Here is a 24,403-nt window from a genome sequence, read left to right as displayed (position 1 = left end):
TCAGGTCAGGCCAGGCCAGGGCCGGGCCGGGCCGGGCCGGGCTGGGCTGGGCTGGGCTGGGCGAAGGCGCTCAAGGTTCGCGGTCGAACGCTACCTTCAGCAGCAGTTCAGCGAGCGTCTTGCGCTGCTCGTCGGTCAGCCGTGCGAAGCTCGCGTCGCCCGCCGCCCGAACCTCGGCCAGCGCCCGCTTCAGCAGCCGCCGCCCGTCAACGGTAGCCACGATGATGCGCGAACGCCGATCCCGCTCGTCAGGCTGCCGCTCGACGAGCCCGCGCCCCTGCAACTCGTCGACGAGCGCGACGACCTGACTCGGATCGAGCCCCAGGAACTCGCTGAGCTCCCGCTGCGACGGTCCAAGATCTTGGCCGGCGAGCCACAGCACCGACAGCGAGCGGACCTTGAGCCCCAAGGCCGCCAGCCGAACGTTGGCGGCGCCGCTCGTCACCGCACGAGCCCTGGCGAGCAGAAAGGCCGGGTCGGCCGCGAGGTCCGAAGTCAGCAGCCGATCCATGCGCCGACTCTACTCGCCGCCGTCCGCATCATTTGAGAACTTCAATCATTGACGTTCTCAACTACTCCGCAGCACGATGGCTGGCAGCCGTTCAAGGAGGACGACATGCGCCGCGTACGCCATCCACTCCTGGCAATCGTGCTGACGGTCACCGCTGCCCTTGCCGCGTCCCCGGCCGCAGCCGCTCTTCCACCCCCTGCCCGTCTCGCCGCGTCCGTTCCTCCTTCCGCTGCTCCAGCGCCCGCTCCTGGCGAATACCGCGGAACCCTCGCCAGCGGCGCCACCTGGCTGGGCCACATCCCCGAACGCTGGAACGGCACCGTCCTGCTGTTCGCCCACGGCTTCGGAGCTCTGCGCGCCCAGGACGCCCCGAACGACCAGGTCCGCGACCTCCTGCTCGCCGAGGGCTACGCAACAGTCGGCTCGTCCTACTCCGGACCTACCTTGTGGGCCCTGGAGAGCGCACTCGACGACCAGTCCGCCGCCCTCGCCGCGTTCACCGACGTCCTCGGCCACGAACCTCGCCGCACCATCGCCATCGGCCAGTCGATGGGCGGCCTGGTCAGCGCCCGCCAGGCCCACCAGCCGCGCGGCGTCATCGATGGCGCCCTCACCACCTGCGGCATCGTCGCCGGTGGCCTGAACCTCAACAATTACCAACTCGACGGCCTGCACGCGCTCACCGAGCTACTCGCTCCCGGCCGCGACATCCCCTTGGTCCGCTACACCAGCCCGGAACAGGCCGCCCAGGCCGCTGCCGACATCACCGCCCTGGTCGTCGATGCACAAACCACCCCGGCCGGGCGCGCTCGGATCGCCCTCGCTGCGGCCTTCTTCAATTTGACCGGCTGGGTCCGCGGCGAGACCCGTCCGGCACCGCGCGACTACATCGCCCAGCAGGAACATCAGTACCGCATCCTCACCTCCGGAGCACTCAACCGTTACGTGACCGCCCGCCAGCAGATCGAACTCTCGGCCGGCGGCAACTCCGCCTTCAACAAGGACGTCGACTACCGCGCACTGCTTGCGAGCAGCGCACAGTCCGTCCAGGTGACGGCCCTCTACCGAACTGCCGGCCTCGACCTGCGCGCCGACCTGAAACGCCTTACCGGCACCGCCGACATCACGGCCGACCCGTGGGCCGTCACTGACCTGAGCCGTTCCTCGATGCCCAACGGCTCACTGCGCGTCCCCCACCTGGAGATCCACACCATCGCTGACGAACTCGTCCCGGTCGAGCAGGTCGATTGGTACGCCGAGCACGCCCGGTACCACCCCGACCGCTTCCGCAGCCTCTTCGTCAACACGTCCGGCCACTGCGCGTTCCTCCCCAGCGAATACCTCACCGCTCTCCACGCACTCGAACGCCGTATCCGCACCGGACACTGGCCCAGCCTGCGCCCCGCCGACCTGTCCGAAGCAGGCGCTGACTATCCCGGCGGCCAGCCCCGCTTCATCCGCTTCACCCCCACCCGACTCGTAGGCGGCCTCGCCGAACCCGGCCGCTGACACTCAGCCGACTCGTCCTGGTTGCCACGCCAGCAAAGCGGCCAAGCCGACGAGACGAGCACGCCAGCGAGACGGCATGTCAAATGAGACGGACGTGCCAAAGGAGGCGGACGTGCCAGAGCGACGCATACACCAGCGAGAGGACCTGCCGACCGGACGAACCTGCCGATAGACGAACGGGCCGCCGTCAAGGCGGACGGGCCCACGACACCGGTACGCCGACAAGACGGGGACCGTGCCGGCGACGCCGGAGTAGCGCATATCGTTCCATCGACTGTCCTTCCGCGACCTGCGATGAGGGCGGCTGAGGCGGCGTCACACCGACCGGCCCTCGATCGACAGGCCTTCGCCCGGCTGGCCCTCCGGCACGGTGTGGTGATCGGCGGCCCAGAGTGCGAGGAGCCTCAGGTTGTCATGGGACGGGCTGCCCGGGTCGGTGCTGTAGAGGAACAGTGTCTGGTCCTCGTCGCCGGGCAGGGACAGCGCCTCGTAGTGCAAGGTGATCGGCCCCACGGCCGGATGCTTCATGCGTTTCGTGCCGTTGGTTCGCTCGTGGACCTGGTGGCCGCTCCACCAGGTCCGGAACTCCTCACTCCTGGCCGTCAGCTCACTGACGAGCTCGGTCATCCGTACGTCTCCGGGGTTTCGGCCCGCGTAGAGCCGCAGCGTGCCCACGACCTCTGGCGCCACCGACGACCAATCGAGGAAGGCCTCGCGAGCGGCGGGCTCGAGGAAGATCCACCGGGCGTAGTTGCGCTGCTTCGGCGGCAGCTTCGTCCAATCGGTGAGCAGGGCACGCCCGAGCGCGTTGGAGGCCAGCACATCGGTGCGGCGGCCGAGGATGATCGCCGGATGATCGGTCATCGACGCGATCATCTGCTGCATCGCCGGGCGCACGCGCTGCACCGGCTCCGAAGCCTGACGGCGACGGGCGGGACGGGTCAGGTCGGCGAGGTGAGCGCGACCGGCCGCGTCGAGCCGGAAGACACGGGCCAGGGCGTCGAGAACCGCCTCGGACGGGGTGCTGTGGCGCCCCTGCTCCAAACGGGTGTAGTAGTCGACGCTCACCCCGGCGAGGCGCGCGACCTCTTCGCGGCGCAGCCCCGGCACACGGCGGCCCGTCTCCCACGTCAGCTCGACGGGCGCCGTGTCCGCCCGGCACTTGCGTAAGAACTCGCCCAGTCCGCTCATGCCCCCAAGGATTGCCCGGCCGGAGCGGGCCCTGCCACTTCCTGGGTGGGCATGCCATTCCCAGGCACGGCTGGGCCAGCTGCGACCTGTCGCCGGCACTGCCGGCGAAAGCAGCATGGGTGGCATCGCACGGCACGCACCACGAGGAGAAACGCCATGAACTGGTTCGTCACCGGCACGTCGCGAGGCATCGGGCTGGAGCTGGTCAAGCAGCTGCTGGAGCGCGGCGACAGCGTCGCAGCCACCACCCGCTCGGCACAACGCCTCCAAGAGGCCCTGCGGGACACCGACACCACCCGCCTGCTCGCCCTGGAAGTCGACCTGACCGACGAGAAACAGGTCGGCGAGGCCGTGCAGTCGACGCATGACCGCTTCGGTGGCATCGACGTCGTGGTCAACAACGCCGGCTACGGGCTGCTCGCCGCCGTCGAGGAGGTCAGTGACGCCGAGGCCCGGCAGATGTTCGACGTGCAGGTCTTCGGCGTCGGCAACGTGCTGCGTGCGGTCCTGCCCGGCCTCCGCGCGACCGGCAGCGGGCACATCGTGAACGTCTCGTCGATTCTCGGGCTGACCACGTTCGCGGGCTGGGGCCTCTACTGCGCTGCCAAGTTCGCGCTGGAAGGGCTGACCGGCTCGCTCGCCGACGAGGTCGCCGGCTTCGGCATCAAGGTCAACCTCGTCGAGCTCGGCTACACCCGCACTGATTTCCTGCGTGCCCACTCGCTGGCGCTGCCTGCTACGACCATCGCGGGCTACGAGGCGATCCGCGAGATGACCGAAGCTCACCTGGCGATGCCCGGCACCCAGCTGGGCGACCCGGTCAAGGTGGCCACCGCGATCATCCGAGTCGTCGAGGACGGTGACGCTCCGTTGCACCAGGTCCTCGGCTCGGACTCCTACGGGCTGGCGCAGGCCCGCGTGCAGGCGCTGACGGCCGATCTTGAAGCAGGTCGCGCGCTGGCCCTCACCACCGACATCGCGGAGGTGGATTCCTGAGGTACTCGTCCAGATCGGGCAGCTGCGACCCGGCAACGCGGTGGTGCTCGCCGGCGATCGGCTGAGTCAATGCCTGCTGGAACGGTCCGCGCTCACCGATGGCGAGGTCCGGCGGGCCGTTCGGGCGTTCAACGGGCGGGCGACGAGCGGCGGACGGGCGGGCGACGGGCGGGCGACGGGCGGGCGACGGGCGAGCGGCGGGCGGACGCGAGCGGCGGGCGGCGGGCGGCGGGCGGCGACAGGCGACAGGCGACAGGCGACAGGTGACAGGTGACAGGTGATCCTCTCAGGAACTGATAGCCGAGCTACGGCACAGTCAGGCCCTGGGAATCGACGACGTCACGTTCCTCCGGGTCGCCGTCGTGTGAGGGTCGCTGCCTCGCCGGCGTCGAAGCGGTGGTCGGCTGGAGGCGGCGGACGGAGACGACGTCGAGCAGGAGCGCGGCGAGGGCTACCACGGCCAGGAGGAGCAGACCCAGGGCGTACGAGTCGAAGCGCCCGTAGATGGAGCCCATCACCAGCGGGGGCACGAAGCCACCGAGACCGCCGGCGGCGCCGACCACGCCGGTGACCGAGCCGACCTGGTTCGCCGGTGCCGACTGCGCCACCAGGGCGAACGTTGCTCCACTACCGGCGCCGAGGGCCGCGGCCATGGCAAGGAAGGCGATCGTGCCGACCGGGGCGAGACCCGGGGTGAACGACTGCACGACGGCGCCGGCGGTGACGACGCCGAAGGCGAGGGCCAGCACTCGGGGCGGGGCGACCTTGTCGGAGAGCCAGCCGCCGACCGGCCGCATGATCACGGCGAGCAGGACGAAGCCGGCCATCCGGTTGGCGGCGTCGGCCTGGGTCAGCCCGTACGCGGTCTTGAGGTAGGCGGGGAGGTAGACGGAGAAGGCGACGTAGCCACCGAACGCGACGGCGTACAGGGCCGAGGCCTGCCACGTGATCTTGAGGTGGAGGACGGCGGCGAGCCGGGTGGTGAGCGGCGCCGTGGGCACGGGGCGGCGGGTGCGTCGCGCAGCAGGAGTCAGGCGAGGGCGGCATACGCGGCGAGCGCGGCCGCGGTGATCAGGAAGGGGGTGGCGGTGGTGCCGGCGTCGACAAGCTTCACCGTGGTGAGGGCGCTGATCGCGGTGCCGCCCATGCCGACGCCGAAGATCCCGACGGCGAGACCGCGGCGCTGGGGCGGGAACCAGGCGTTGACGAACGGCACGCTGATCGCGAACGCGGTGCCGCCTACGCCGAGGAAGAAGCCACCGACCAGGAGGGATGTGGGGGCGTCATGACCGGACAACCCGAGGTAGAGAACAGGGACGATGGTCACCAGGGAGATCAGCGGGAACATGGCCCGCCCGCCGTACCTGTCGGTGAGGGCGCCGACCGGGATCCGGCCGACCGAGCCGACCGAGCCGACCACGACCGGTACGGCTACGAGCAGTGCCTGCTGGAACGAGGTCAGACCCAGCTCGGCCTGGAACCGGGCGGCGAGCGGGCTGAGCAGCGCCCAGGCCCAGAAGTTCACCGCGAACCCGACGGTGGCCAGGGCCAGCATCAGACACAGGCGGCGGGGTGTTGCCGAACGCGAAGGTGTGCCCACCAGTGACTCCAGGGGAGAAAGTCGGTGTCACGCCCACAGTCCCGGGCGGGGATCGCCCTCGAACAGGGCCTTTGGACCCGGCTCAGCGGGCCTCGTGCAGGGCGTCGTGCACGGCGGCGAGAAGTTCGCCGCTGGTGAACGGCTTCTCCAGAAGGTTGACGCCGGGCGCCAGGGTGCCCTGCGCGGCCAGCACCGGTGTCGCGTAGCCCGACATGAACAGCACTCTGATGTTCGGGTGCGCGGCGGTGACCTGGGCGGCGAGATCGGTGCCGAGCAGCCGCGGCATGATCACGTCGGTCAGCACCAGGTCGATCCCGGTGCCGCGGCAGCGGGCCAGCTCGGCGGCCGCGGTGCTGTCCTCCGGCACCAGAACGTGATAGCCGTTGCCGCTCAGCAGCCGGCGGCACACCTGCCGCAGGGCCGGCTCATCCTCGACCAGCAGGATCGTCTGCCCCTGCCCGCGTACGTCGTGCTGCGGCCCGGTGGCCGGTGCCGCCGGGGCCGAGTCGCGGTCGGTCACCGGCAGCATGATCGTGATGGTGGTGCCCATGCCCGGCTCGGACGTGATACCGACCGAGCCGCCGGCGGCGGTGACCAGTCCGTACACCATGGCCAGCCCGAGACCGGTCCCCTCGCCCGGCGCCTTCGTCGTGAAGAACGGCTCGAAGACCCGGTCGATGACCTCGCGGGGCATGCCGGTGCCGGTGTCGCTGACCCGTACCCGGCTGTACTCGCCCGCCGCGATGGCCGGGCCCGATGCCAGATAGTCCGCGTCGACCAGAACCCGGGCGGTGTCGATGGTGAGCACGCCGCCGCCGGGCATCGCGTCCCGGGCGTTCACCGCGAGGTTCACCAGAACCTGCTCCATCTGACCCGGATCGAACAGCACCGGCCCGCAGTCGGCGGCACACCGGGTGGTGAGCAGGATGTGCTCGCCCAGCGAACGCCGCAGCATGTCCTCGACCTGATGCACCACGTCACCGAGCTCGATCACCCTGGGCCGGGTCACGTCCTGCCGGGCGAAGGCCAGAAGCTGCCGGGTCAGGGCAGCGCCCCGCTGCGCGGCCCGCTGGATCTGCTGTCCATCACGGTGGATCTCGGCGATCCAGGTGTGCCGCTCGTCGTGCGGCTCGTCGTCGGAGGCGGGCAGGTGATCGGCGGCGGTGTCGGCGATGAACTCCGCGTAATTGCTGATCACGGCGATGAGGTTGTTGAAGTCGTGGGCTATCCCGCCTGCCAGCTGGCCCAGACTCTCGATCCGCTGCGTACGCTGAAGCTGATTTTGAAGTTCGGCTCTCTCGGCCTCCTCCCTGAGGCGGGCGCGTTCCTCCGCGGCGCGCAGACGATCCGTGATGTCGCGGACCGCCGCGGAGACGAGCAGTCCCGCGCCGGTCTGCAAGCCGCTGAGGCTGATCTCGGCGGGGAAGACGCTGCCGTCGTGCCGTTTCGCGTAGAGCGGGTCGCCGGTGCCCATCGCCCGGTGCGTGACAGCGGCGAAGTACTTCTCCCGCAGCCGCAGATGCGGGGTCACCACGTCGTCCGGCACGAGCACCTCGATCGGCCGGCTGAGAAGCTCCTCGCGCCGGTACCCGAACAGCCGCAACGCCTGCGCATTGACGAAAACGATCAACCCGGCACGGTCCACGCAGACCGTGGCATCCGGCGCCGCGTCCAGGATCTGCGCGAACAGCGACTCCTCACCGTCCATCCCTCCTGGTTACCGCGTTCGCGACGGCACGTCCCCGGAACGGCTTTACTGCTCCCGCTTCGCCAGCCAGTCCGCCGCCCGACGCGCCGACGCCCGCGACAACCACGCGTCCTGGATCACCTCGGCCAGCTCGGCCCGCGTCACCTCACCGAGCCGGCTCGCCCGCACCAGCACGGACAGGTGCCCGTTGAAGTGAGCGGTGGTGAAGAACGGGTTCGACGTGTCCTGGATCAGGGCCTGCTTGTCGGCCTCCGACGGCACCCAGAAGACGATCACGTCCTGGTAGCGCTCGCCGGTGGCCGGGTCCACCGCGTCCGGCCGCGGGTTCCGGAAGAACACGAACGACTTGCGCCCGACCTGATAGACCGGGTTGTCCCCGGTTCCGTCGACAACCGTCACATGGGGCATCCCCGCCGCGATCGCGTGCACATCCTCGACCCGCGCCGGCTGTTCCCGCTCATCGGCCACCTCCCCACCGTATCGACAGGAGGCCCGATTCCTTGGCCACGGATCCCGATAGCCGATACTTCAGGAGTGAACGACACTCCTCAGCCCCACGACGACCAGCCCGAACCCGCCCCGAAGAAGCCCCTGATCAACAGCCTGCTCTTCACCGCGCTCGGCGGACTGGTCGGCGTCTATTTCCTGGTCGACGGCGCGCTGATGGTCCGCGACAAGCACGGTAACGGAGTGTTCGCCCTGCTCATGGCCGCGATCGTGGTCATCGTCGGTGTGCTCGGCACCCTCATTCTCAAGTCGTACCTGGCCGAGCGGGCCGCCCGGCGATAAAGCGGCAGGAGGCGCCGGTCACGGCTGCCCGAGCCATCGGGCGACGTTCTCCTCGATGTCACCGATCGGGATGGCCACCGGATCGACCACGAAGTCGATCCGGCCGGCGGTGCGGCCCCTGCGGATCTCGATCACGGCGGTCGCCAGCTCACCCGTCGAATCGAACACGCCGCGTATCCCGCGGTGCACGGAGAACCGGGCGACGTCGGCCTTGGGGATCGCCGTGACGGTTCCCAGGCCCGACGTCCGGCCGGCCGCCGCCAGCAGTCCGGCGAGCAGCCCGACCTTCCGGCTGGACTTCGGCTGGACCACCAGGATCCGGTTCGGCGCGAAGACCAGCACGTCACGCGTGTCGCTCTCGAAGACCTCGCCCAGCCGGAGCGGCGCCGTGCCGGCGCACCCCGCCAGAGTCCCGATCTTGTTCGTCCAGTCCTCGGCGCCGATCAGCTGCTCGACGACGGTCCACGTCCGACCCCTGTCCACGCATCGATTGTCATCACCGCGAACACGGGCGGCATGGGGCGTTCGGGCCTACCGTTCCGGCTAATCCCGCCGCCGGCCCTCAGGGTCGTGCGGCGAACCGGTGCGTGACGGAGACGCCGCGAGGGCGGGCCTGGCAGTCGTGTTCATTCCTCCACTATGCGCTCGGCGCACGAGAAGTCCAGACCTTGGCAAATCTCGAAACTTTCGGAAACAAAACAGCAGCTATTATCGCTGCTGCAGCGCCTGATCAACTTCGGTATTTCCGTAATGTTTCCGTAAGTTGTTGACAAGCGCACTCCGGGAAGGCCAGGCTCTCGCAATGACGGGCCTCAATGGCCGCCATCCCCACCACGAGGGCTGAACCCTGCCTCGTGGGGCCTTCCCCGCCAGCCTCTTCATAGGAGGAGCACACTGTGAAACGCATCCGCATGCTCGCCGCCGCCGTCGGCGCCATGGTGATGACCGTCGCGATGGCCGGAGTCGCACACGCCGAAGCCGACCGGACCGTCAGCTCGAACACCACCGGAACCCACAACGGCTACTACTTCTCCTTCTGGAAGGACAGCGGCGACGCCAGCATGACGCTGCTCGCCGACGGCCGGTACACCAGCAGGTGGAACAACAGCACCAACAACTGGGTCGGCGGCAAGGGTTGGGCCACCGGCACCCGCCGGACCGTGACCTACTCGGGCAGCTACAACCCGGGCAACAACAACACCTATCTGGCCCTGTACGGATGGACCCGCAACCCGCTGATCGAGTACTACATCGTCGAGAACTTCGGCAGCTACAACCCGAGCAGCGGCGCCACCCGGCTGGGCACCGTCACCACCGACGGCGGCACCTACGACATCCTGCGCAGCCAGCGGGTCAACGCGCCGTCGATCGACGGCACCCGCACGTTCTACCAGTACTGGAGTGTGCGGCAGCAGAAGCGCAGCTCCGGCACGATCACCACGGCGAACCACTTCGACGCCTGGGCGCGCGCCGGGCTGAACCTGGGCACCAACCACAGCTACCAGATCATGGCTACCGAGGGTTACCAGAGCAGCGGCAGCTCGGACATCACGGTTCGTGAGGGCGGCGGTTCCACCAACCCGACCACTCCCCCGCCGACCGGCAGCAACTGCACCGCGACCATCACTCCCGGTGAGCAGTTCGGCGACCGCTTCAACCTGAACGTCGCGGTCAGCGGCACCAGCAGCTGGACCGTGTCGCTCGCCCTCAACGGCGGCCAGAGCATCCAGAACAGCTGGAACGCCGCGGTCACCGGCACCACGGGGACCGTCACCGCACGGCCGAACGGCAACGGCAACAACTTCGGCATCACGGTCATGGCAAACGGCAACTGGACCTGGCCGACCATCACCTGCCGGGCAGGCTGACAACCGGAAAGCAGGTGGCGCGGCGGCCCATCCGCCGCGCCACCACCCCGGCCAGTCAGGCCGCCGGCACCCGGTCGAGGAAGCCGAGCACCCGCACGATCCGGCCCTCGCCGTCGAGTTCGGCCACGTCGAACCCCACGACCAGGGCCTCCCCGCCGTCCGGTCCCAGATGCCAGGTGAACCGCCCCTGGTCGTGATGCGCGTCCACCGCGCCCGCGCCCCGGCTGAACACCAGCCCGGGGAATCGCTGCTGTACCGCCCCGATCAGCCCGTCGAGGGCGTCGCGCCCGGCGACCGAGGCCATCGGGTCGACGTATCGGACGTCGGGAGCGAACAGGTCGTCGACGAGTTGCCGCCGGGCTGTCGCGCCGGTCTCGTTCCACACCGCCAGATAGCGGTCCACCACGCTGTCGAAATCACTCATGGACGTCACTCTGGCCGCGACCGGGTAGCCGGGTCGATTACCTCGCGGGTAATCGACGCCCTTCCTACAGTGAGCACCATGAGTGATGTGGGAGTGCTGTTGCGCCAGTGGCGGACGACCCGGCGGCTGAGCCAGCTGGAGTTGTCCTCGCAGGCCGGCGTGTCGGCGCGGCACCTGTCGTTCGTGGAGACCGGGCGCTCCCAGCCGACCCGCGACATGATCCTGCGCCTGGCCACCGAACTCGACGTGCCGTTGCGCGGCCAGAACGAGCTGCTGCTGGCGGGCGGGTTCGCGCCGGCGTGGGCGGAGACGAGCCTGTCCGGCCCCCGGCTGGCGCAGGTGATGTCCTCGCTGAGGGACGTCCTCACCGGGCATCACCCGTACCCCGCTGTCTTGATCGACAGGCATTGGACCATGATCGATGCGAACGAGGCGATCAGGCCGCTCATCGACGGTTGTGCGTCCTGGCTGCTCGAACCGCCGGTCAACGTGCTGCGCCTGTCGCTGCATCCGGCGGGCATGGCGCCGCGCGTCGACAACCTCGCCGAGTGGCGCACCCACATCCTGCACCGCCTCGGCCAGCAGGCCACCCGCACCGCCGACCCCGTGCTCCGATCGCTGCACGAGGAGTTGACCGGCTACCCGGGCGGCACGGTGCAGCAGACGCCGGACGGTCTCGTCGTGCCGTTGCGCATGAACGGCCTGTCGTTCTTCAGCACCACGTCGGTGCTCGGCACGCCCCTCGACGTCACGCTCTCCGAGCTCGCCATCGAGGCGTTCCTGCCGGCCGACGCGACGACGGCTGCGGCCTTGCGAGGCGATTGAGACCTTTCCCGGTACGAGGAAAGCTCACGCGGTCCGGGCAGCCCACCCGAACCCGCGGGCCTGCACCACACGGCTGTCGCGGCGCGGCAGGTGACGGTAGAGGGCGGCCGCCTGTGCCGCCGCCTCACCGGTCTCGCGGCGCAGGCTGTCCCGGGTCGCCGTCGCGAGCTGGGAGTCGTGCCACGCCGCCTTCTCGGCCTCCTGGGCGCGCAGGTGCAGCTCCCAGCGATGCGCGACGATGGCCCGCTGCACGGCCAGTTCCTGCTCGACCGGGTGCAGCCGGGGATCGAAACCGGTCAGGGCGTCGGCCGGCAGGTCGCCCCTCGACACGGCGGCTCCGACCGTACGAAGAAGAAAGCTCTCCCGATCGGCGTATTCCGACGGCGTCCGCGAGCTCCACGCCGGGCGGAACGCGGCGCCGGCCCGGACGCGGGTCAGCTGCTGCTCGGCGTCCTGCCACCGCTGCCAGGCCAGGCTCGCGTGCTCGTCGGCCTGCCGCCAGCACTCGTGCCAGCGCTGCGCGGCCACTCCCGCCCGGTCGGCGGCGACGGCGATCTCACCGGCGTAGCGCACGGCCGCGACGGCCTCCTCCTGCCGCTGCTCCCGCTCCTGCCGGTAGCGGCGCAGGAACCCGAAGGTCTCGGTCGCGGCCCGCAGCGGATCCCGGACCGCCTGCGGGCTGGCCAGCACCAGTAGCGCCGGCAATGACAACACCATCAGCACGGCCCAGATGGTGATCGGGGCGGCCGGCGCGTCCAGGAACATCTCAGCGAAAACGTTCATGACAAACTCCCCTGCAACAAGATCCACGCGAACGGAAACGGTCAGGCGTGGAGTGCAGGCGGAGCACGTGAAGCATCGGGCGCGGGCACGAGACGGCTCCGCGGCGCGATCCTGGCCGGGAACGCCATCGGCGCCGGCTCGATCGTGACCACCGGGTGTCCACTGTGTCGCCCGCGGCCGCTGAAGATCGCTCGCAGCAGGGTGACCACAAGAGACAGCGACCAGCGCAGCACGGCACGCGCCAGGTCGGTGATCATGCGATTACCGTACCCGGCGCGCGTCGATTCCATGCGCCCGCCACGCGGGGTGATCTCAGTCTCCCGGGCGGGCGTCCCGGTCCAGCGCGAGATCGAGGGCCAGCACGCTGCCGATGATGAGAAGCGGGTCGACGCCCTCGGCGACCTTCACCGCGTACGTGTCCCGGATCGTCAGCCAGCGCTTGGAGACCGACGCGACCTCGACGCCGGCCTGCTCGATGACGTACTCGTGGTCGAGCAGGTCACCCTTCATCTCCAGGTCGTCCGGCCCCGGAACGTCGATGGTGAACTTCTCCCGGAAGGGCGTGAACAGCTTCTTGCGCACCTCCGCCGCCTTCTCCCCGCCGATCCGGATCTCATAGGTCGGCCGCAGCGCGACCAGCTGACGCTGCACGCTGGCCACCTCCTCGCCGGCCGCGTCCTCGATGACCACCCTGTTGCGCAGGCTGAACACCTTGCCGTCCACGTGGAAGACCTTCGCGCCGTTCTCGTCGAGCACGTCGAAGTCGTCACCGATCGAGAAGAACCGCTCTTTAATCACGAACATGAGGTGATTGTCCGCCACCGCGGCCATAACTACGCGGGTGTAATTCGATCAAGGGGGTGATCGGCGGCGCGGAGCGAGGTAGGCAGGACTGATGAGCGATGACGCCCTGCCGGAGCTGATCGCGCCGATGCTGGCCGCGCCCGGTGCGCTGCCACCCGGCCCCGGCTGGGCGTTCGAGTTCAAATACGACGGGGTACGCGCGGTCGGTTACGCCGGGGACGGCCTCCGGGTGCTGTCCCGCAACCACAACGACGTCACCTCGACGTACCCGGAATTGGGTGAAGTCGGTGAACTGCTCGGTGGCCGACGGGCGGTGCTGGACGGCGAGATCGTGGCGCTGGAGACCGGTGACCGGCCGTCGTTCTCGCTGCTCGCGAACCGGATCCACGCCGTCCGGCCGTCGGCGGCGCTGCTCGGCACGGTCCCGGTCGTCTACTACGTGTTCGACGTGCTGCACCTCGACGGCGAATCACTGCTCGACGCGCCCTACGAGCGGCGCCGGGCGGTCCTCGACGACCTGGGTCTCGCCGGCGCGACGGTGCGGACGCCGCCGCACTTCACCGACGCCGACGGGCAGGCCGTGCTGCGGTCGGCCGAGATCGGCGGCCTGGAAGGGGTGGTCGCCAAGCGGCTGAGCTCGCCGTACCGCCCCGGGAAGCGGTCGGCGGACTGGACCAAGGTGCCGCTCATCCGTACGCAGGAGGTGGTGGTCGTCGGGTGGAAGGCCGGCGCGGGCCGCCGCGCCGGCACCGTCGGGTCGCTGCTGCTGGCCGTCCACGGCGATGACGGCCTGGTGTTCGCCGGGCACGTCGGCACCGGGTTCACCGACGCGATGCTGCGGCGGCTCGGCGAGGAGCTGCGGGCCCTGCACCGGACGAGCCCGCCGGTCGGCGACGTGCCGCGGGAACACGCCCGGCATGCGCGGTGGGTGGAGCCGCTCCTGGTCGGCGAGGTGGTGTTCCGCAACTGGACCCCGGACGGCCGGCTGCGGCACCCGTCCTGGCGTGGCCTGCGAACGGACAAATATCCCAGCCGTCCGCTGAAGAAGGAGACCGTCGAGGGCGCCTACGAGACGGCGGACCGGCAGTGGCGGGTCGAGGTGGTGCGGCAGCGGCGCGACCACTTCTACCGGCTGATCAACGTGCCGACCGGCAACGTGGTGGGCGGTCTGTCGATCGCCACGGTGGAACGGCTGCTCAGCGAGGCGGGCGTGGACATGGCCGATCTGGTCCACGCGGACGCCGCCTAGGGCTTCCTCATGAGGGATGGCTGCAGCGCCTCCGCCTCCATCGGCCGGGCGAAGTAGTAACCCTGGCCGATGTCGCAGCCGAGGGCACGCAACGCGGCGACCGTCTCGGCGTCCTCCGCGCCCTCGGCGACGACCGACAGGCCCAGGTTGTGGCCGAGTTCGATGGTGGAGGCGACCAGCGCGTGGTTGCCGGGGTCGCGGGCCATCTCCGCGACGAACGAGCGGTCGATCTTCAGCTCGTCCAGGGGCAGCAGGCGCAGGTACGTCATCGACGAGTACCCGGTGCCGTAGTCGTCGATCGAGGTGCGTACGCCCAGGTCCCGGATGCGCTGCAGCACGTCGATGGCGGTCGCCGGGTCGGTCATCACGCTGTGCTCGGTGACCTCGATGCAGAGCTGGCCGCCGGGGATGTCCCAGCGGCGCAGGTGGTCGGCGACCCGATCGCAGAAGCCCGGGTCGAGCAGGGTCCGCGCGGAGATGTTCACCGACACCGGGATGTGCAGCCCGGTGTCGCGCCACGCCCGCGCCTGCGCCAGCGCGATCTCCAGGACCTGGTCGGTGAACCGGTGGATCAGGCCCGTGGTCTCCAGGACCGGGATGAAGTCGCCGGGCGGGATCCGGCCGCGGCCGGGATGCTGCCAGCGCGCGAGCGCCTCCACCCCGGCCAGGACGCCGGTGTCCAGGGCGATCTGCGGCTGGTAGTGCAGGGTGATCTCGGTGCCGGCGTCCAGGGCCCGGCGAAGCTCGCCGAGCAGGCTGAGGCGCGCGGTGCTGTCCTGGCCCTGCCGGGTGGTGTACCGGGAGAAGCCGAGCCGCCGCTGTTTGGCCACGTTCATGGCGGTGTCGGCGTGCTGCAGGACTCCGGCGACGGTGTCACCCGACTCGGCCGTCGCGGCGCCGATGCTCACCTCCAGGTCGATGGTGAGATCGTCGATGGCGAACGGCTTGTCGAACGCCGTGGTCAGCCGCCGGCCGATGACCTCGGGGTCGTCGTCGCTCTTCACCAGGACCGCGAAGTCGTCGCCGCCGATCCTGGCGACCAGGTCCCCCTTGCGGATCGAGGAGCGCAGCCGCGCGCCCGCCTGCTGCAGCAGTAGGTCACCGATGCGATGGCCGAGCTGCTCGTTGACGTCCCGGAAGCCGTCCAGGTTGATCGCGAGGAGGGTCACGCCGCCGGAAGCCAGCGCGGACTGCGCCTTCCGGGCGAAGGCGGCCCGGTTCGGCAGGCCGGTCAGCGGGTCGGTGACGGCCATCTTCTCCACCCGGCGCCGGTACAGCAGCAGGACGACGACGACGGCCACGAAGGCGAGCACGCTCCCCCACTTGAGCAGCCGCGACTGGCGCTGCCCCGCCGCCTGCATCCGGTTGTAGCCCTCGAGGTGGTGCTTCTGCTCGGCCAGCACGTCCGCCATGAGCACGGCGACACTCGGCTCGATCACGTTCTCCAGGCTGAACTGCGCCCCCGCGACGTCCCCGCGGTCGAGCTGCCGCAGGTAGCTCTCGAACGTCAGTTCGAGGTCCGCGTGGTGCCGCGCGATTTCGGCGGCCTTCTCCGGGTGCTCGCCGTCGACCGCGGCCATGTGCGCCATCGCGTCCTGGGTGCGCTCGCGCGCCGCGGACAGCTCGTCGCGTTCCTCACCCGCCGGTTCCCGCACGGCGGCCTGGATCAGCACCATCTCCGCGGTGGTCAGGAAGGCGGCCTCCTGGTACGCGTCGGCGTCGGTGCTGTCGGCAGCGATCCGGGACACGATCCCCGACTGTTCCCAGCTCCCGAACACCGCATAGCCCGACACCGCGACGAGCACGATCCCCAGCACCCCGCTCAACCATCGCGGCGCCGCCCCCGTCGACCCCATCCCCCCACGGTAGGCAAGGTCGCGGGCCTTACGTGCTTCTTTCGTACGGGCGGTGCTCCGCCCGTACGAAAGAGGGCCTTCTTATGCGACGGGTGTGGCGGTGCGGCCCAGCGCGTCGGCCTTGAGGCGCTCGAAGTCGGCCTGACTGATCGTGCCGGAGTCGAGCAGCGACTTCGCCGAGGCGATCTCCTCGGTGGGTGTGCGTTTGGCCTCGCTCTTCCCGGCCACCGTCCGGATGTAGGCCTCCTGCCGCTCCTGCATGTCAGCGGCCTGGGCGATGGCCCGCTCCTGCATGCCGGAACCGCGGGCGATCAGGTACACCAGCATGCCGACCAGCGGCAGGATGATCAGGAACAGCACCCACATCGTCTTGCCGAACCCGCCGATGTCCTTGCTGCGGAACAGGTCGCCGAACAGCCAGAAGAGGCACATGAACCAGGCACAGAAGATGAAGAATTCGAAGAGCGCCAGCAGGAATGATCCGTTGTCGTTGAACATGTGCGCGTCCTTCCAGGGATTCTTGTCGACCGAGTACACCGCCGCGCGGCGATCGAGGCCTCATCCGTAGTGGATTAATCACGGCCGGATTCACCATGGCAGCAACCGCCGCTACATCGACCCCTGTCATCGCTATTGCATCGCTGACCAGCGGAGATAGTGGGGTTCCCAAGAAACCTACTGTGGAGTAACCTCGGGTCCGGCATGCCGCTCACCCCGTCCGAACGCTCCATGGAGGATCCATGGGTTACTTTCGCCGCACCACCATGCTCGCCACCGCGGCCCTGCTCGGCGCCACCGCCGCCGTGGCCGCGGTCAGCCCGGCTCAGGCCGCGCCCATCTCGATCGACTTCAACAACGTCACGGGCACGACGCGGCTGGCCAAGCCGAAGGCCGACGTCGCCGTCCCGACGTCGTCCGTGAAGACCCAGATCGACCTGGACACCGGCACGGTCACCGGCAGCGCCAACCTGGCCGACCTGACCGCGAAGCTCAAACTGGCGAACCTGATCGGCACCACCTCGACGGTGAAGATCGTGCCGGTCGGCGGCCTGACCGGGACGATCGATCTCGGCGCGTCCAAGCTGTCCACGACGACGAGGTTCACCCTCAAGATCGTCGACGTGCACACGGACATCGCTCCGAAGATCAATCTCGTGAAGTACAAGAATTGCCGTACGACGAAGCCCTCGACCCTGACGCTGAACAACACCTCCCCGGTGGAGCTGTTCAAGCCGATCACGATGGAGGGCAAGTACACGATCCCGCCCTTCACCGGCTGCGGAGCTCTCACGCCGCTGCTGACGCTGCTGCTCTCCGGCCCGAACAACACCATGAAGCTCAGCCTGATCTAGCCGCCGGCCGGCCCGCGTTCCCGTCGCCCTGGCACCGGCACGGGAACGCGGCGCCCCGCGGGCGAGCCCGGCTGCAACGACCGAGGCGAACCCGCGCGCCGGGTTCCGCGATTCCTTTCGCGTCCGTGCTCGGTCAGTACGGGCATGGATGCGATTCAGCAGATGTACGCCCGCTGGGCGGCCGGCGACATGGGCGCCGACGACCAGTGGGGCGATGTGACGGCCGAACCCCGCGGCGTGGACTACCTGGAGGTGTCGGCGGGCGGGGTCCCGGCCATGTGGCTGCGCCCGCACGACGCCGCCGAGGGCCGGGTCATCGTGGCCTGGCACGGCGGTGGTTTCGTGGGCGGCTCGCTCTACACGCACCGCAAGATGTACGGGCACCTCGCCAAGGCGGCGGGGGTGCCCGTGCTGCTGGCGACGTATCGGCGCACACCGTCGTCTCGCTTTCCGGCGCAGATCGAGGACGCGATCACGGCGTATCGATGGGCGGCCGCGAGGGCCCACACGGTGGCGCTGGCCGGCGACTCCTGCGGGGGCGGGCTCGCCGTCCAGGTCGCCCTGCGGTCGACGGGTGTCAAGGCGCTCCTCCTGCTGTCCCCCTGGATCGACATGGATCCGGCGCAGCCCTCGCCCTGGTACGAGAAGAACGCCGCCACCGACCTGTTCTTCACCCGCCCGATGGTGCAGGCCCTGATCGCGCAGTATCTTCCCGGGGACATGAGCGGCCTCGAACCCGAGGTGAACGCGTTCGCGGCGGACCTCACCGGACTGCCGGCCACCTACGTCCAGTGCGGCACCGGCGAGACCGGCCGAGGTGACAGCGAACGGCTCGCACCATATGCCCGGCTCGACGTCGCCGACGGGCAACTGCACACATTCCAGATGGCCGCCGGCCGGACGGCGGCCGCCGACGACGCGATCGGGAGGCTCGCCGCATGGGTGCGACCGCGACTCGGACTCTGACCGAGGCGTTCGAGGCCGAGCGCCGCGGGCTGCTCGCCCACGCGTACCGGATGCTCGGTTCCTTCCACGAGGCGGAGGACGTCGTCCAGGACACGTACGTGCGGGCGCTTCGCGGGTGGGGGACGTTCGAGGGCAGGGCTTCCCTCCGTACATGGATGTATCGCATCGCCACGAACGTCTGCCTCACGGTGATCGCGACCCGGGAACGGTCTTCCGGCCGCGTTCTCGAACCCTTCCCGGCCGATCCGGCTGATCTCGTCACCGCGCGGGAGAGCGTGCGGCTCGCCTTCGTGATCGGGCTGCGGCATCTCACCGCGCGGCAGCGGGCCGTCCTGCTGCTGCGTGACGTGCTGGCGTTCTCGGCGGCCGAGACGGGCGAGGCGCTGGACATGTCGGTGCCGGCGGTGAAGAGTGCCCTGCAACGCGCTCGCGCCCGGCTCGCGGAGGCGGCCCCGGACCGCGATGAGGTCCTGGACGCCCGGTCGCCGCGGGCGAGGGAGTTGCTCGCCGGATACATGGCGGCCTGGGAGTCGTCCGATATCGCGGCTTTCCGCGACCTCCTCCGCGCGGACGCCGCCATCGAGTCGATTCACACCCATTCCCTGTACGCCGGCCGTCCCACCTGCATCGCGATCGCAGCACCGGCGATGGGGACAGCCGGCGATTGGAGGATGGTCGCGTCCGAGGCGAACGGCCAGCCCGCGGCCGTGGCCTGGCTCCGCGGCGAACCGTTCGGCATCGCGGTCCTGACGCCCACGCCGGACGGCATCGCGATGGTCACCCTCTTCGAGGATCCGACGCTGGCCACCACTTTCGGCTCCTGAACCGTATCCTCAACAGCCATGCGGATCACCGTGCTCGGCGCCGGCTCCTGGGGCACCACCGTCGCCTCCGTCCTCACCCGCCGCGACCACGAATCGCTGATCTGGGCGCGCAACCCGGCCACCGCCGACGAGATCAACGCGAAGCACACGAACGAGCGTTATCTCCGGGGTTTCCCGCTCCCGGCGAGGCTCCGCGCCACCGCCGACCTGGCCGAGGCGGCCGCCCACGCCGAACTGCTGGTGGTGGGCGTGCCGACCGGCGCGTTCCGGACGACCTTGGAGCTGGTCCGTCCCGATCTGCACCCGTGGATCCCGGTGGTCAGCCTCAGCAAGGGCCTGGAACGCGATTCGCTGCTCCGGATGACCGAAGTGATCAAGGAGGTGCTGCCCGGGCACCCGGCCGCCGCCCTCACCGGCCCCAACCTGGCCAAGGAGATCATGGCGGGCCTGGCGGCGGCCACCGTGATCGCCACCGAGGACCTCACCGTGGCCTCCGAGATCCAGCGGGTCTTCCGGCGCGGGCTGCTGCGCGTCTACACCAATCACGACGTGATCGGCTGCGAGGTCGGCGGCGCCCTCAAGAACGTGGTGGCGATCGCGACCGGCATCGCCCAGGGCCTCGGCGTCGGCGACAACACCCGGGCCGGCGTGATCTCGCGCGGACTGGCCGAGCTGACCACGCTCGCCGTGGCGATGGGCGGCGAACCGGCCACCCTCGCCGGGCTGGCCGGCATGGGTGACCTGGTCGCCACCTGCATCAGCCCGCACAGCCGCAACCGGCACGTGGGCGAGCAACTCGGACGCGGCCGCAGCCTCGACGACATCCTCGCCGAGATGGGCCAGGTGGCCGAGGGCGTCAAGACGGTCCACGCCGCCGTCCGGCTGGCCGACCGGCACGGCCTGCCGATGCCGATCACCCGTACCATCCACCGCGTCGTCACCGGCGAGATCACGGCCGAGCGCGCGTACGACGGCCTGCTCCGCTCGCACCCCGCCGGCCACGAGTCCGAACCCGGCTGAGCCGCACATCCTGCGGGTTTGGGCGTGTTCCGCGTACCGGCACGGGCTCCTAGAATCAAGCGCAGGCCAGGTGCACGAGTGCCCCGGTTCTTCCTTCGCCACGGGGCTGCTCCTCCCTGACGACCTGGCGGACGAAGGAGCCTTCCGATGGCAACCGTGACCTACGAATCGGCGACCCGTGTGTTCCCCGGCGCCACCCGTCCGGCGGTCGACCGGCTCGATCTGGCCATCGAGGACGGCGAGTTCCTGGTGCTGGTGGGCCCGTCCGGCTGCGGGAAGTCCACGAGCCTGCGGATGCTCGCCGGCCTGGAGTTCGTCAACGGCGGCAGGATCTGGATCGGCGACCGCGACGTGACCCGGCTGGCGCCGAAGGACCGCGACATCGCGATGGTCTTCCAGAACTACGCCCTCTATCCGCACATGACCGTCGCGGAGAACATGGGGTTCGCCCTGAAGATCGCCGGCGTGCCACGGGAGGAGCGGGACCGCCGCGTCCGTGAGGCGGCGCGGGTGCTCGACCTGGAGGACCTGCTGGAGCGCAAGCCCGTGGCGATGTCCGGCGGCCAGCGGCAGCGGGTCGCGATGGGACGGGCGATCGTCCGCGAGCCCAAGGTCTTCCTCATGGACGAGCCGCTGTCCAACCTGGACGCCAAGCTGCGGGTGTCGACCCGGACCCAGATCGCCGCCTTGCAGGCCCGCCTCGGCATCACCACCGTGTACGTCACGCACGACCAGGTGGAGGCCATGACGATGGGCGACCGGGTCGCCGTCATCAACGACGGGGTCCTGCAGCAGGCCGACACGCCGCTGCGGCTCTACGAGGCGCCGGTGAACGTCTTCGTGGCCGGGTTCATCGGCTCGCCCGCGATGAACCTGTTCACCGTCGATCTGACGGCCGAGGCCGCGCGGCTCGGCGACATGGCCCTTCCGGTGTCCCGGGACGTCCTCGCCGATGCGCATTCCCGCAAGCTCGGCAAGGTGACGTACGGGGTGCGGCCGGAGTCGTTCCGGTTCACCGCGGACGAGGGCTGGCCGGTCACTGTCAACGTCGTCGAGGCGCTCGGCTCGGACGCCTACATGTACGGCACCGTCACCGGCGGCGAGCAGAACGTGGTGGCACGCGTCGATCCCCGGCGGCCGCCGCACAAGGGCGAGACGGTCCGGCTCACACCGGTGGCCGACGAGGTGTACCTGTTCGACGTCGAGACCGGCGAGCGCCTGACTCCCGCACCCGCCGGCTGAGTCGCGTCAGTCCACCCGGTCGAGGCGGGCGACTCCGATGCGGGCGTCCGCCATGCCGTAGAAGACGAACGTGCCGGCCGTCGTCTCCTCGGCACAGGTCGGGAAGACGACGCTGGCGACCGTCCCGACCCGTTCCTCCGGGTTGTCCGGGGTCAGCAGGGGTTCCGGCGTACGCGCCAGCACCGTGCCCGGGTCGTCGGCGGAGAGGATCATCGCTCCGGCGGAGTAGACCCAGCCCTCCACGGCCGCGAAGCCGGTGCTCGGGGCCGGTTCCCCCGCCACACCGTGATGCAGCAGGAGCCAGCCGCCGGGAACGCGCCGGGGCGGCGGCCCAGCGCCGATCTTGACTCTCTCGTACGGATGCAGCGGCAGTGCGACGAGCCGATGGCCGGAAAGACGGACGAGCCGGGAGACGTCCTTGCCGGCCTCGTCCACCGGCACGTATGAGATCCAGATGCCCGGTCGCGGATCGTCCAGGCCGGCCGGCAGGACGTCACGCTCACCGGCTCTGATCAGGCCCAGGTTCCACATCGGCCGGTGCAGCATCGCCCAGCACGGCTCGCCGTCCGGCCCGGGCACCGGCTCCGGGAAGAACACCGCGTCCTTGTTCGCGTACAGATTGAGATCCAGGCGCAGGTCCGGCTCGTACCCGAAGAGCACCGGGCCCAGACGCCGCCAGGACCGCAGATCCTGGGAACTCGCCAGCGCCAGTCGCGGGCCCAGAGGGCCGTAGGCCACGTAGGTCATGATGTGCACACCGAGGTCGGGCAGCCAGGTGACCCGCGGATCCTCCACCCCACCGTGGCCGGCGCCGTGCTCCCAGCCCTGGTCCGGTGCGAGGACGATGCCGCGGCGCTCGACGGCCACCGGCACCCCCTGGTCCAGCCGGACCTCGGCGAGGCCGATGCGGGATCGGTTGCCGCGGGCGACGACCCGGGGCAGCAGGTAGAGCCTGCCGTCCGGGCCGTACCCGCTCGCCGGGTTGAGCACGCCCTCGGCCTCCTCGGCCCGGCCCGGCTCGGGAGTCATCACGGTGCCGGCCCGGGTCAGGCGGTAGGGCACGTCGTACGAGCTCATCCCTTCACACCTGAGCCGATGTTCGACGAGGTGAAGCGCTTCTGGAAGATCAGGAACAGCACCACCGGCGGTATCGCGAGCAGGACACCGCCGGCCATGTTCGCGCCGTCCGGGTTCGTCGCCCGGCCAGCGACGTTGTTCATGTAGTTCGCCAGCGCCACCGCGAACGGCTGCATGTCCTGCTGCTTGGTCACCAGGAACGGCCAGAGGAACTCGTTCCACGGCCCGATGAAGGTGAGCAGGACGGCGTTGAGGATGGCCGGGCGCGCCAGCGGGATCGCGACGCGCAGCATGGTGGACAGCTCGGACGCCCCGTCGATGCGGGCCGCCTCGAACAACTCCCGGGGCAACTGGAGGAAATACTGCCGGAAGATGAAGACCGCCGTCGAGTTGATCGCGAACGGAATGATCATGCCGAGATACGTGTCGCCGAGTCCATAGGCGCGCACGATCAAGACGTACAAGGGAATCTGCAGTAATTGGAACGGAATGACGAGAACCAGCAACACGGCGGAGAGCACGGTCTGCCGGCCGCGGAAATGGGTGATCGCCAGCGCGTAACCGGCCAGCAGCCCGAACAGGACGGTGCAGAGCAGCACGCCGATCGTGAAGACGGTCGAGTTCATCAGGGACCGGGGCGCGTCGATCGCCTGGTTGATCTCCTGGTAGTTCGTCACCGTCATGTTGCCCGGATCGGGGAAGATGCCGGCGAACGACTTGTCGGCCTCGGCCTGCAGGGAGCCGATCACCATGTAATAGAACGGGAAGATGAACAGGACCGCGCCGACGGCCAGGACGAGGACCCGGAGCCGATTCCGCGGGACGGGCTCTTCCACCAGGGCCGGTGTGGTCATCATGACCTCCGTTCCAGCAACCGGCGCTGCACGAGCGCGATGCCCAGCGTGATGACCAGCAGGATCATGCCGATCGCCGCGGCGTATCCGGCCTGCCCCTGCTCGACGCCCTTCTGATACATGTAGAAGACCGGGGTGACCGAGGCGCCGTTCGGCCCCCCGCCGTTCGTGAGCAGGTAGGGCTCGGTGAACAGGTTCATCCCGGTGATGGTCGCCAGGATGACGACGAGCGTCGTCGCCGGCCGCACACCCGGGACGGTGACCGACATGAACTTGCGGAACGTGCCCGCCCCGTCCACGTCGGCGGCCTCGTAGGTCTCCTTCGGCACGTTCTGCAGTGCCGCGAGGTAGAGCAGGATGAAGAACCCGAGCTGCTTCCAGGTCACGAAAATCGCGATCATCGGCATCGCCCAGTATTTGTTGATCAGCCAGGACGGGTCCGGCGCCAGCGCCCCGAGAACGGTGTTGACGAGGCCGGTCTCACCGAACATGAACAGCCAGACGGTCACGATCGCCACGCTGGCCGTGACGTACGGCGCGTAGTAGGAGCCGCGGAAGAACCACAGCCCGCGGATCTTGGAGTTCAGGGCGTACGCCAGCACGAGCGAGAGCACGACGGTCGCCGGCACGTTGATGACCATGAACTCGAGGACGTTGAGGAGCGAGCGCTGGAACGTCGGGTCCTGCAGGACGTCGGCGTAGTTCTGCAGGCCCACCCAGGGACGGTCGACGGTCGCTCCCGGCGCCGCGAAGAAGTAGTCCTTGAACGAGATGACGACCTGCACGAAGAGCGGATAGACGAAGATCGCCGCCAGGAAGATCACGTACGGCAGGACGAACAGCATGCCGATCGGCTGGGCGCCCAGCCAGCCCTCCTTCTCCACCGGCTGCACCGCGGTGGACGGGTCGCTGTCGATCACTTTCCGGGATGGCGCGCCGCGAACTGATGTCATGG

General features: G+C 69.6%; 27 protein-coding genes. 11 read left to right on the top strand and 16 right to left on the bottom strand.

Annotation, left to right across the window (positions count from 1 at the left end; translation table 11 throughout):
• Positions 1-70: 70 nt before the first annotated feature.
• Positions 71-511, bottom strand: a complete 441-nt coding sequence (locus EP757_RS25885) for a MarR family winged helix-turn-helix transcriptional regulator (protein WP_127550218.1) — start codon at positions 509-511, stop codon at positions 71-73.
• Positions 512-616: 105 nt separating this feature from the next.
• Between EP757_RS25885 and EP757_RS25880 the strand changes: the two genes are divergently transcribed.
• Entirely contained in the window at positions 617-2,020 is a 1,404-nt protein-coding gene (locus tag EP757_RS25880) for an alpha/beta hydrolase (RefSeq protein ID WP_127550216.1), read from the top strand.
• Positions 2,021-2,335: 315 nt separating this feature from the next.
• Here EP757_RS25880 and EP757_RS25875 read toward each other — a convergent pair whose 3' ends face one another.
• Positions 2,336-3,211, bottom strand: coding sequence for a helix-turn-helix transcriptional regulator (locus EP757_RS25875; protein ID WP_127550214.1), 876 nt, complete (start codon positions 3,209-3,211; stop codon positions 2,336-2,338).
• Between the two features lie 156 nt (positions 3,212-3,367).
• Here EP757_RS25875 and EP757_RS25870 point away from each other — a divergent pair, with 156 nt between their 5' ends.
• Complete coding sequence (locus EP757_RS25870) at positions 3,368-4,207, top strand: SDR family NAD(P)-dependent oxidoreductase (RefSeq protein ID WP_127550212.1); 840 nt, start codon at positions 3,368-3,370, stop codon at positions 4,205-4,207.
• 305 nt (positions 4,208-4,512) lie between these two features.
• On the opposite strand, the gene EP757_RS44060 is transcribed toward EP757_RS25870, so the two are convergent.
• The 4 genes from EP757_RS44060 to EP757_RS25855 form a co-directional block, all read right to left on the bottom strand.
• Positions 4,513-5,208, bottom strand: a complete 696-nt coding sequence (locus EP757_RS44060) for a nitrate/nitrite transporter (RefSeq protein WP_255435125.1) — start codon at positions 5,206-5,208, stop codon at positions 4,513-4,515.
• 29 nt (positions 5,209-5,237) lie between these two features.
• Complete coding sequence (locus EP757_RS44055; protein ID WP_255435124.1) at positions 5,238-5,762, bottom strand: MFS transporter; 525 nt, start codon at positions 5,760-5,762, stop codon at positions 5,238-5,240.
• A gap of 127 nt (positions 5,763-5,889) precedes the next feature.
• Positions 5,890-7,515 carry an ATP-binding protein gene (locus tag EP757_RS25860; protein ID WP_127550210.1) on the bottom strand — a complete coding sequence of 542 codons (1,626 nt, stop codon included), beginning with the start codon at positions 7,513-7,515 and terminating at the stop codon, positions 5,890-5,892.
• 45 nt (positions 7,516-7,560) lie between these two features.
• Complete coding sequence (locus tag EP757_RS25855) at positions 7,561-7,983, bottom strand: MmcQ/YjbR family DNA-binding protein (RefSeq protein ID WP_232050001.1); 423 nt, start codon at positions 7,981-7,983, stop codon at positions 7,561-7,563.
• A gap of 66 nt (positions 7,984-8,049) precedes the next feature.
• Between EP757_RS25855 and EP757_RS25850 the strand changes: the two genes are divergently transcribed.
• Positions 8,050-8,304 (top strand): hypothetical protein, encoded by a 255-nt coding sequence (locus tag EP757_RS25850; RefSeq protein WP_127550209.1) that lies wholly within the window; start codon positions 8,050-8,052, stop codon positions 8,302-8,304.
• Positions 8,305-8,322: 18 nt separating this feature from the next.
• Here the strand turns inward: EP757_RS25850 and EP757_RS25845 are convergent, their stop codons facing one another.
• Positions 8,323-8,787, bottom strand: a complete 465-nt coding sequence (locus tag EP757_RS25845; protein ID WP_127550207.1) for a hypothetical protein — start codon at positions 8,785-8,787, stop codon at positions 8,323-8,325.
• 428 nt (positions 8,788-9,215) lie between these two features.
• On the opposite strand from EP757_RS25845, the gene EP757_RS25840 reads away from it, so the two are divergent.
• Positions 9,216-10,172, top strand: a complete 957-nt coding sequence (locus EP757_RS25840) for a glycoside hydrolase family 11 protein (RefSeq protein WP_127554439.1) — start codon at positions 9,216-9,218, stop codon at positions 10,170-10,172.
• 55 nt (positions 10,173-10,227) lie between these two features.
• Here EP757_RS25840 and EP757_RS25835 read toward each other — a convergent pair whose 3' ends face one another.
• The gene (locus tag EP757_RS25835) at positions 10,228-10,596 is read right to left on the bottom strand and encodes a nuclear transport factor 2 family protein (protein WP_127550205.1); all 369 of its coding nucleotides are present in this window, start codon (positions 10,594-10,596) and stop codon (positions 10,228-10,230) included.
• Positions 10,597-10,674: 78 nt separating this feature from the next.
• Here EP757_RS25835 and EP757_RS25830 point away from each other — a divergent pair, with 78 nt between their 5' ends.
• Positions 10,675-11,421, top strand: a complete 747-nt coding sequence (locus EP757_RS25830; RefSeq protein ID WP_127550204.1) for a helix-turn-helix domain-containing protein — start codon at positions 10,675-10,677, stop codon at positions 11,419-11,421.
• A gap of 24 nt (positions 11,422-11,445) precedes the next feature.
• On the opposite strand, the gene EP757_RS25825 is transcribed toward EP757_RS25830, so the two are convergent.
• From EP757_RS25825 to EP757_RS25815, 3 genes are read right to left on the bottom strand one after another with little or no spacing between them, the layout of a single operon-like run.
• On the bottom strand, positions 11,446-12,204 hold the full coding sequence (locus tag EP757_RS25825) for a hypothetical protein (protein WP_127550202.1): 759 nt from the start codon (positions 12,202-12,204) through the stop codon (positions 11,446-11,448).
• Positions 12,205-12,245: 41 nt separating this feature from the next.
• On the bottom strand, positions 12,246-12,461 hold the full coding sequence (locus EP757_RS25820; RefSeq protein WP_127550200.1) for a hypothetical protein: 216 nt from the start codon (positions 12,459-12,461) through the stop codon (positions 12,246-12,248).
• Between the two features lie 55 nt (positions 12,462-12,516).
• Positions 12,517-13,008, bottom strand: a complete 492-nt coding sequence (locus EP757_RS25815) for an LURP-one-related/scramblase family protein (protein WP_127550198.1) — start codon at positions 13,006-13,008, stop codon at positions 12,517-12,519.
• A 91-nt stretch (positions 13,009-13,099) separates the two neighbouring features.
• On the opposite strand from EP757_RS25815, the gene ligD reads away from it, so the two are divergent.
• Entirely contained in the window at positions 13,100-14,257 is a 1,158-nt protein-coding gene (gene ligD, locus EP757_RS25810; protein ID WP_127550196.1) for a non-homologous end-joining DNA ligase, read from the top strand.
• Here the strand turns inward: ligD and EP757_RS25805 are convergent.
• Positions 14,254-16,113, bottom strand: a complete 1,860-nt coding sequence (locus tag EP757_RS25805; protein WP_127550194.1) for a bifunctional diguanylate cyclase/phosphodiesterase — start codon at positions 16,111-16,113, stop codon at positions 14,254-14,256. The two genes, ligD and EP757_RS25805, sit on opposite strands and share 4 nt — an antisense overlap.
• Before the next feature lie 81 nt (positions 16,114-16,194).
• A complete protein-coding gene (locus EP757_RS25800; protein ID WP_127550192.1) occupies positions 16,195-16,611 on the bottom strand; it encodes an SHOCT domain-containing protein in 417 nt (138 codons plus the stop codon).
• Between the two features lie 242 nt (positions 16,612-16,853).
• Between EP757_RS25800 and EP757_RS25795 the strand changes: the two genes are divergently transcribed.
• From EP757_RS25795 to EP757_RS25775, 5 genes are all read left to right on the top strand, one after another.
• On the top strand, positions 16,854-17,465 hold the full coding sequence (locus tag EP757_RS25795; protein ID WP_127550190.1) for a hypothetical protein: 612 nt from the start codon (positions 16,854-16,856) through the stop codon (positions 17,463-17,465).
• 144 nt (positions 17,466-17,609) lie between these two features.
• The gene (locus EP757_RS25790) at positions 17,610-18,431 is read left to right on the top strand and encodes an alpha/beta hydrolase fold domain-containing protein (RefSeq protein ID WP_127550188.1); all 822 of its coding nucleotides are present in this window, start codon (positions 17,610-17,612) and stop codon (positions 18,429-18,431) included.
• Positions 18,404-19,255, top strand: a complete 852-nt coding sequence (locus EP757_RS25785; protein WP_127550186.1) for a sigma-70 family RNA polymerase sigma factor — start codon at positions 18,404-18,406, stop codon at positions 19,253-19,255. Before EP757_RS25790 ends, EP757_RS25785 begins: the two co-directional genes overlap by 28 nt.
• Before the next feature lie 18 nt (positions 19,256-19,273).
• Entirely contained in the window at positions 19,274-20,275 is a 1,002-nt protein-coding gene (locus EP757_RS25780) for an NAD(P)H-dependent glycerol-3-phosphate dehydrogenase (RefSeq protein ID WP_127550184.1), read from the top strand.
• Between the two features lie 147 nt (positions 20,276-20,422).
• Complete coding sequence (locus EP757_RS25775; protein WP_127550182.1) at positions 20,423-21,517, top strand: ABC transporter ATP-binding protein; 1,095 nt, start codon at positions 20,423-20,425, stop codon at positions 21,515-21,517.
• A gap of 6 nt (positions 21,518-21,523) precedes the next feature.
• Here EP757_RS25775 and EP757_RS25770 read toward each other — a convergent pair whose 3' ends face one another.
• From EP757_RS25770 to EP757_RS25760, 3 genes are read right to left on the bottom strand one after another with little or no spacing between them, the layout of a single operon-like run.
• Positions 21,524-22,594 (bottom strand): hypothetical protein, encoded by a 1,071-nt coding sequence (locus EP757_RS25770; RefSeq protein ID WP_197725380.1) that lies wholly within the window; start codon positions 22,592-22,594, stop codon positions 21,524-21,526.
• Entirely contained in the window at positions 22,591-23,451 is an 861-nt protein-coding gene (locus EP757_RS25765; RefSeq protein WP_197725379.1) for a carbohydrate ABC transporter permease, read from the bottom strand. The genes EP757_RS25770 and EP757_RS25765 overlap by 4 nt, the downstream gene beginning before the upstream one ends.
• Positions 23,448-24,401: a carbohydrate ABC transporter permease gene (locus EP757_RS25760; protein ID WP_127550180.1), complete on the bottom strand. Its 954-nt coding sequence runs from the start codon at positions 24,399-24,401 to the stop codon at positions 23,448-23,450. The genes EP757_RS25765 and EP757_RS25760 overlap by 4 nt, the downstream gene beginning before the upstream one ends.
• Positions 24,402-24,403 lie beyond the last annotated feature (2 nt).

Origin of the sequence: Actinoplanes sp. OR16 (assembly GCF_004001265.1) — a bacterium.
Taxonomy (GTDB): Bacteria; Actinomycetota; Actinomycetes; order Mycobacteriales; family Micromonosporaceae; genus Actinoplanes.
Note: the sequence above shows the minus strand (reverse complement) of the source record. Positions and strands in the feature narration are given on the sequence as shown.

What these genes read in the sequence shown, in the direction of transcription:
- EP757_RS25875 (WP_127550214.1), bottom strand. Translation starts at nt 3,211, where the DNA reads ATGAGCGGACTGGGCGAGTTCTTACGCAAGTGCCGGGCGGACACGGCG.
- EP757_RS25835 (WP_127550205.1), bottom strand. Translation starts at nt 10,596, where the DNA reads ATGAGTGATTTCGACAGCGTGGTGGACCGCTATCTGGCGGTGTGGAAC.
- EP757_RS25830 (WP_127550204.1), top strand. Translation starts at nt 10,675, where the DNA reads ATGAGTGATGTGGGAGTGCTGTTGCGCCAGTGGCGGACGACCCGGCGG.
- EP757_RS25840 (WP_127554439.1), top strand. Translation starts at nt 9,216, where the DNA reads ATGCTCGCCGCCGCCGTCGGCGCCATGGTGATGACCGTCGCGATGGCC.
- EP757_RS25785 (WP_127550186.1), top strand. Translation starts at nt 18,404, where the DNA reads ATGGGTGCGACCGCGACTCGGACTCTGACCGAGGCGTTCGAGGCCGAG.
- EP757_RS25765 (WP_197725379.1), bottom strand. Translation starts at nt 23,451, where the DNA reads ATGATGACCACACCGGCCCTGGTGGAAGAGCCCGTCCCGCGGAATCGG.
- EP757_RS25780 (WP_127550184.1), top strand. Translation starts at nt 19,274, where the DNA reads ATGCGGATCACCGTGCTCGGCGCCGGCTCCTGGGGCACCACCGTCGCC.
- EP757_RS44055 (WP_255435124.1), bottom strand. Translation starts at nt 5,762, where the DNA reads ATGCTGGCCCTGGCCACCGTCGGGTTCGCGGTGAACTTCTGGGCCTGG.
- EP757_RS25770 (WP_197725380.1), bottom strand. Translation starts at nt 22,594, where the DNA reads ATGAGCTCGTACGACGTGCCCTACCGCCTGACCCGGGCCGGCACCGTG.
- EP757_RS25760 (WP_127550180.1), bottom strand. Translation starts at nt 24,401, where the DNA reads ATGACATCAGTTCGCGGCGCGCCATCCCGGAAAGTGATCGACAGCGAC.
- EP757_RS25790 (WP_127550188.1), top strand. Translation starts at nt 17,610, where the DNA reads ATGGATGCGATTCAGCAGATGTACGCCCGCTGGGCGGCCGGCGACATG.
- EP757_RS25815 (WP_127550198.1), bottom strand. Translation starts at nt 13,008, where the DNA reads ATGTTCGTGATTAAAGAGCGGTTCTTCTCGATCGGTGACGACTTCGAC.
- EP757_RS25880 (WP_127550216.1), top strand. Translation starts at nt 617, where the DNA reads ATGCGCCGCGTACGCCATCCACTCCTGGCAATCGTGCTGACGGTCACC.
- EP757_RS25825 (WP_127550202.1), bottom strand. Translation starts at nt 12,204, where the DNA reads ATGAACGTTTTCGCTGAGATGTTCCTGGACGCGCCGGCCGCCCCGATC.
- EP757_RS25800 (WP_127550192.1), bottom strand. Translation starts at nt 16,611, where the DNA reads ATGTTCAACGACAACGGATCATTCCTGCTGGCGCTCTTCGAATTCTTC.
- EP757_RS25860 (WP_127550210.1), bottom strand. Translation starts at nt 7,515, where the DNA reads ATGGACGGTGAGGAGTCGCTGTTCGCGCAGATCCTGGACGCGGCGCCG.
- EP757_RS25805 (WP_127550194.1), bottom strand. Translation starts at nt 16,113, where the DNA reads ATGGGGTCGACGGGGGCGGCGCCGCGATGGTTGAGCGGGGTGCTGGGG.
- EP757_RS25820 (WP_127550200.1), bottom strand. Translation starts at nt 12,461, where the DNA reads ATGATCACCGACCTGGCGCGTGCCGTGCTGCGCTGGTCGCTGTCTCTT.
- EP757_RS25775 (WP_127550182.1), top strand. Translation starts at nt 20,423, where the DNA reads ATGGCAACCGTGACCTACGAATCGGCGACCCGTGTGTTCCCCGGCGCC.
- EP757_RS25870 (WP_127550212.1), top strand. Translation starts at nt 3,368, where the DNA reads ATGAACTGGTTCGTCACCGGCACGTCGCGAGGCATCGGGCTGGAGCTG.
- ligD (WP_127550196.1), top strand. Translation starts at nt 13,100, where the DNA reads ATGAGCGATGACGCCCTGCCGGAGCTGATCGCGCCGATGCTGGCCGCG.
- EP757_RS25795 (WP_127550190.1), top strand. Translation starts at nt 16,854, where the DNA reads ATGGGTTACTTTCGCCGCACCACCATGCTCGCCACCGCGGCCCTGCTC.
- EP757_RS25885 (WP_127550218.1), bottom strand. Translation starts at nt 511, where the DNA reads ATGGATCGGCTGCTGACTTCGGACCTCGCGGCCGACCCGGCCTTTCTG.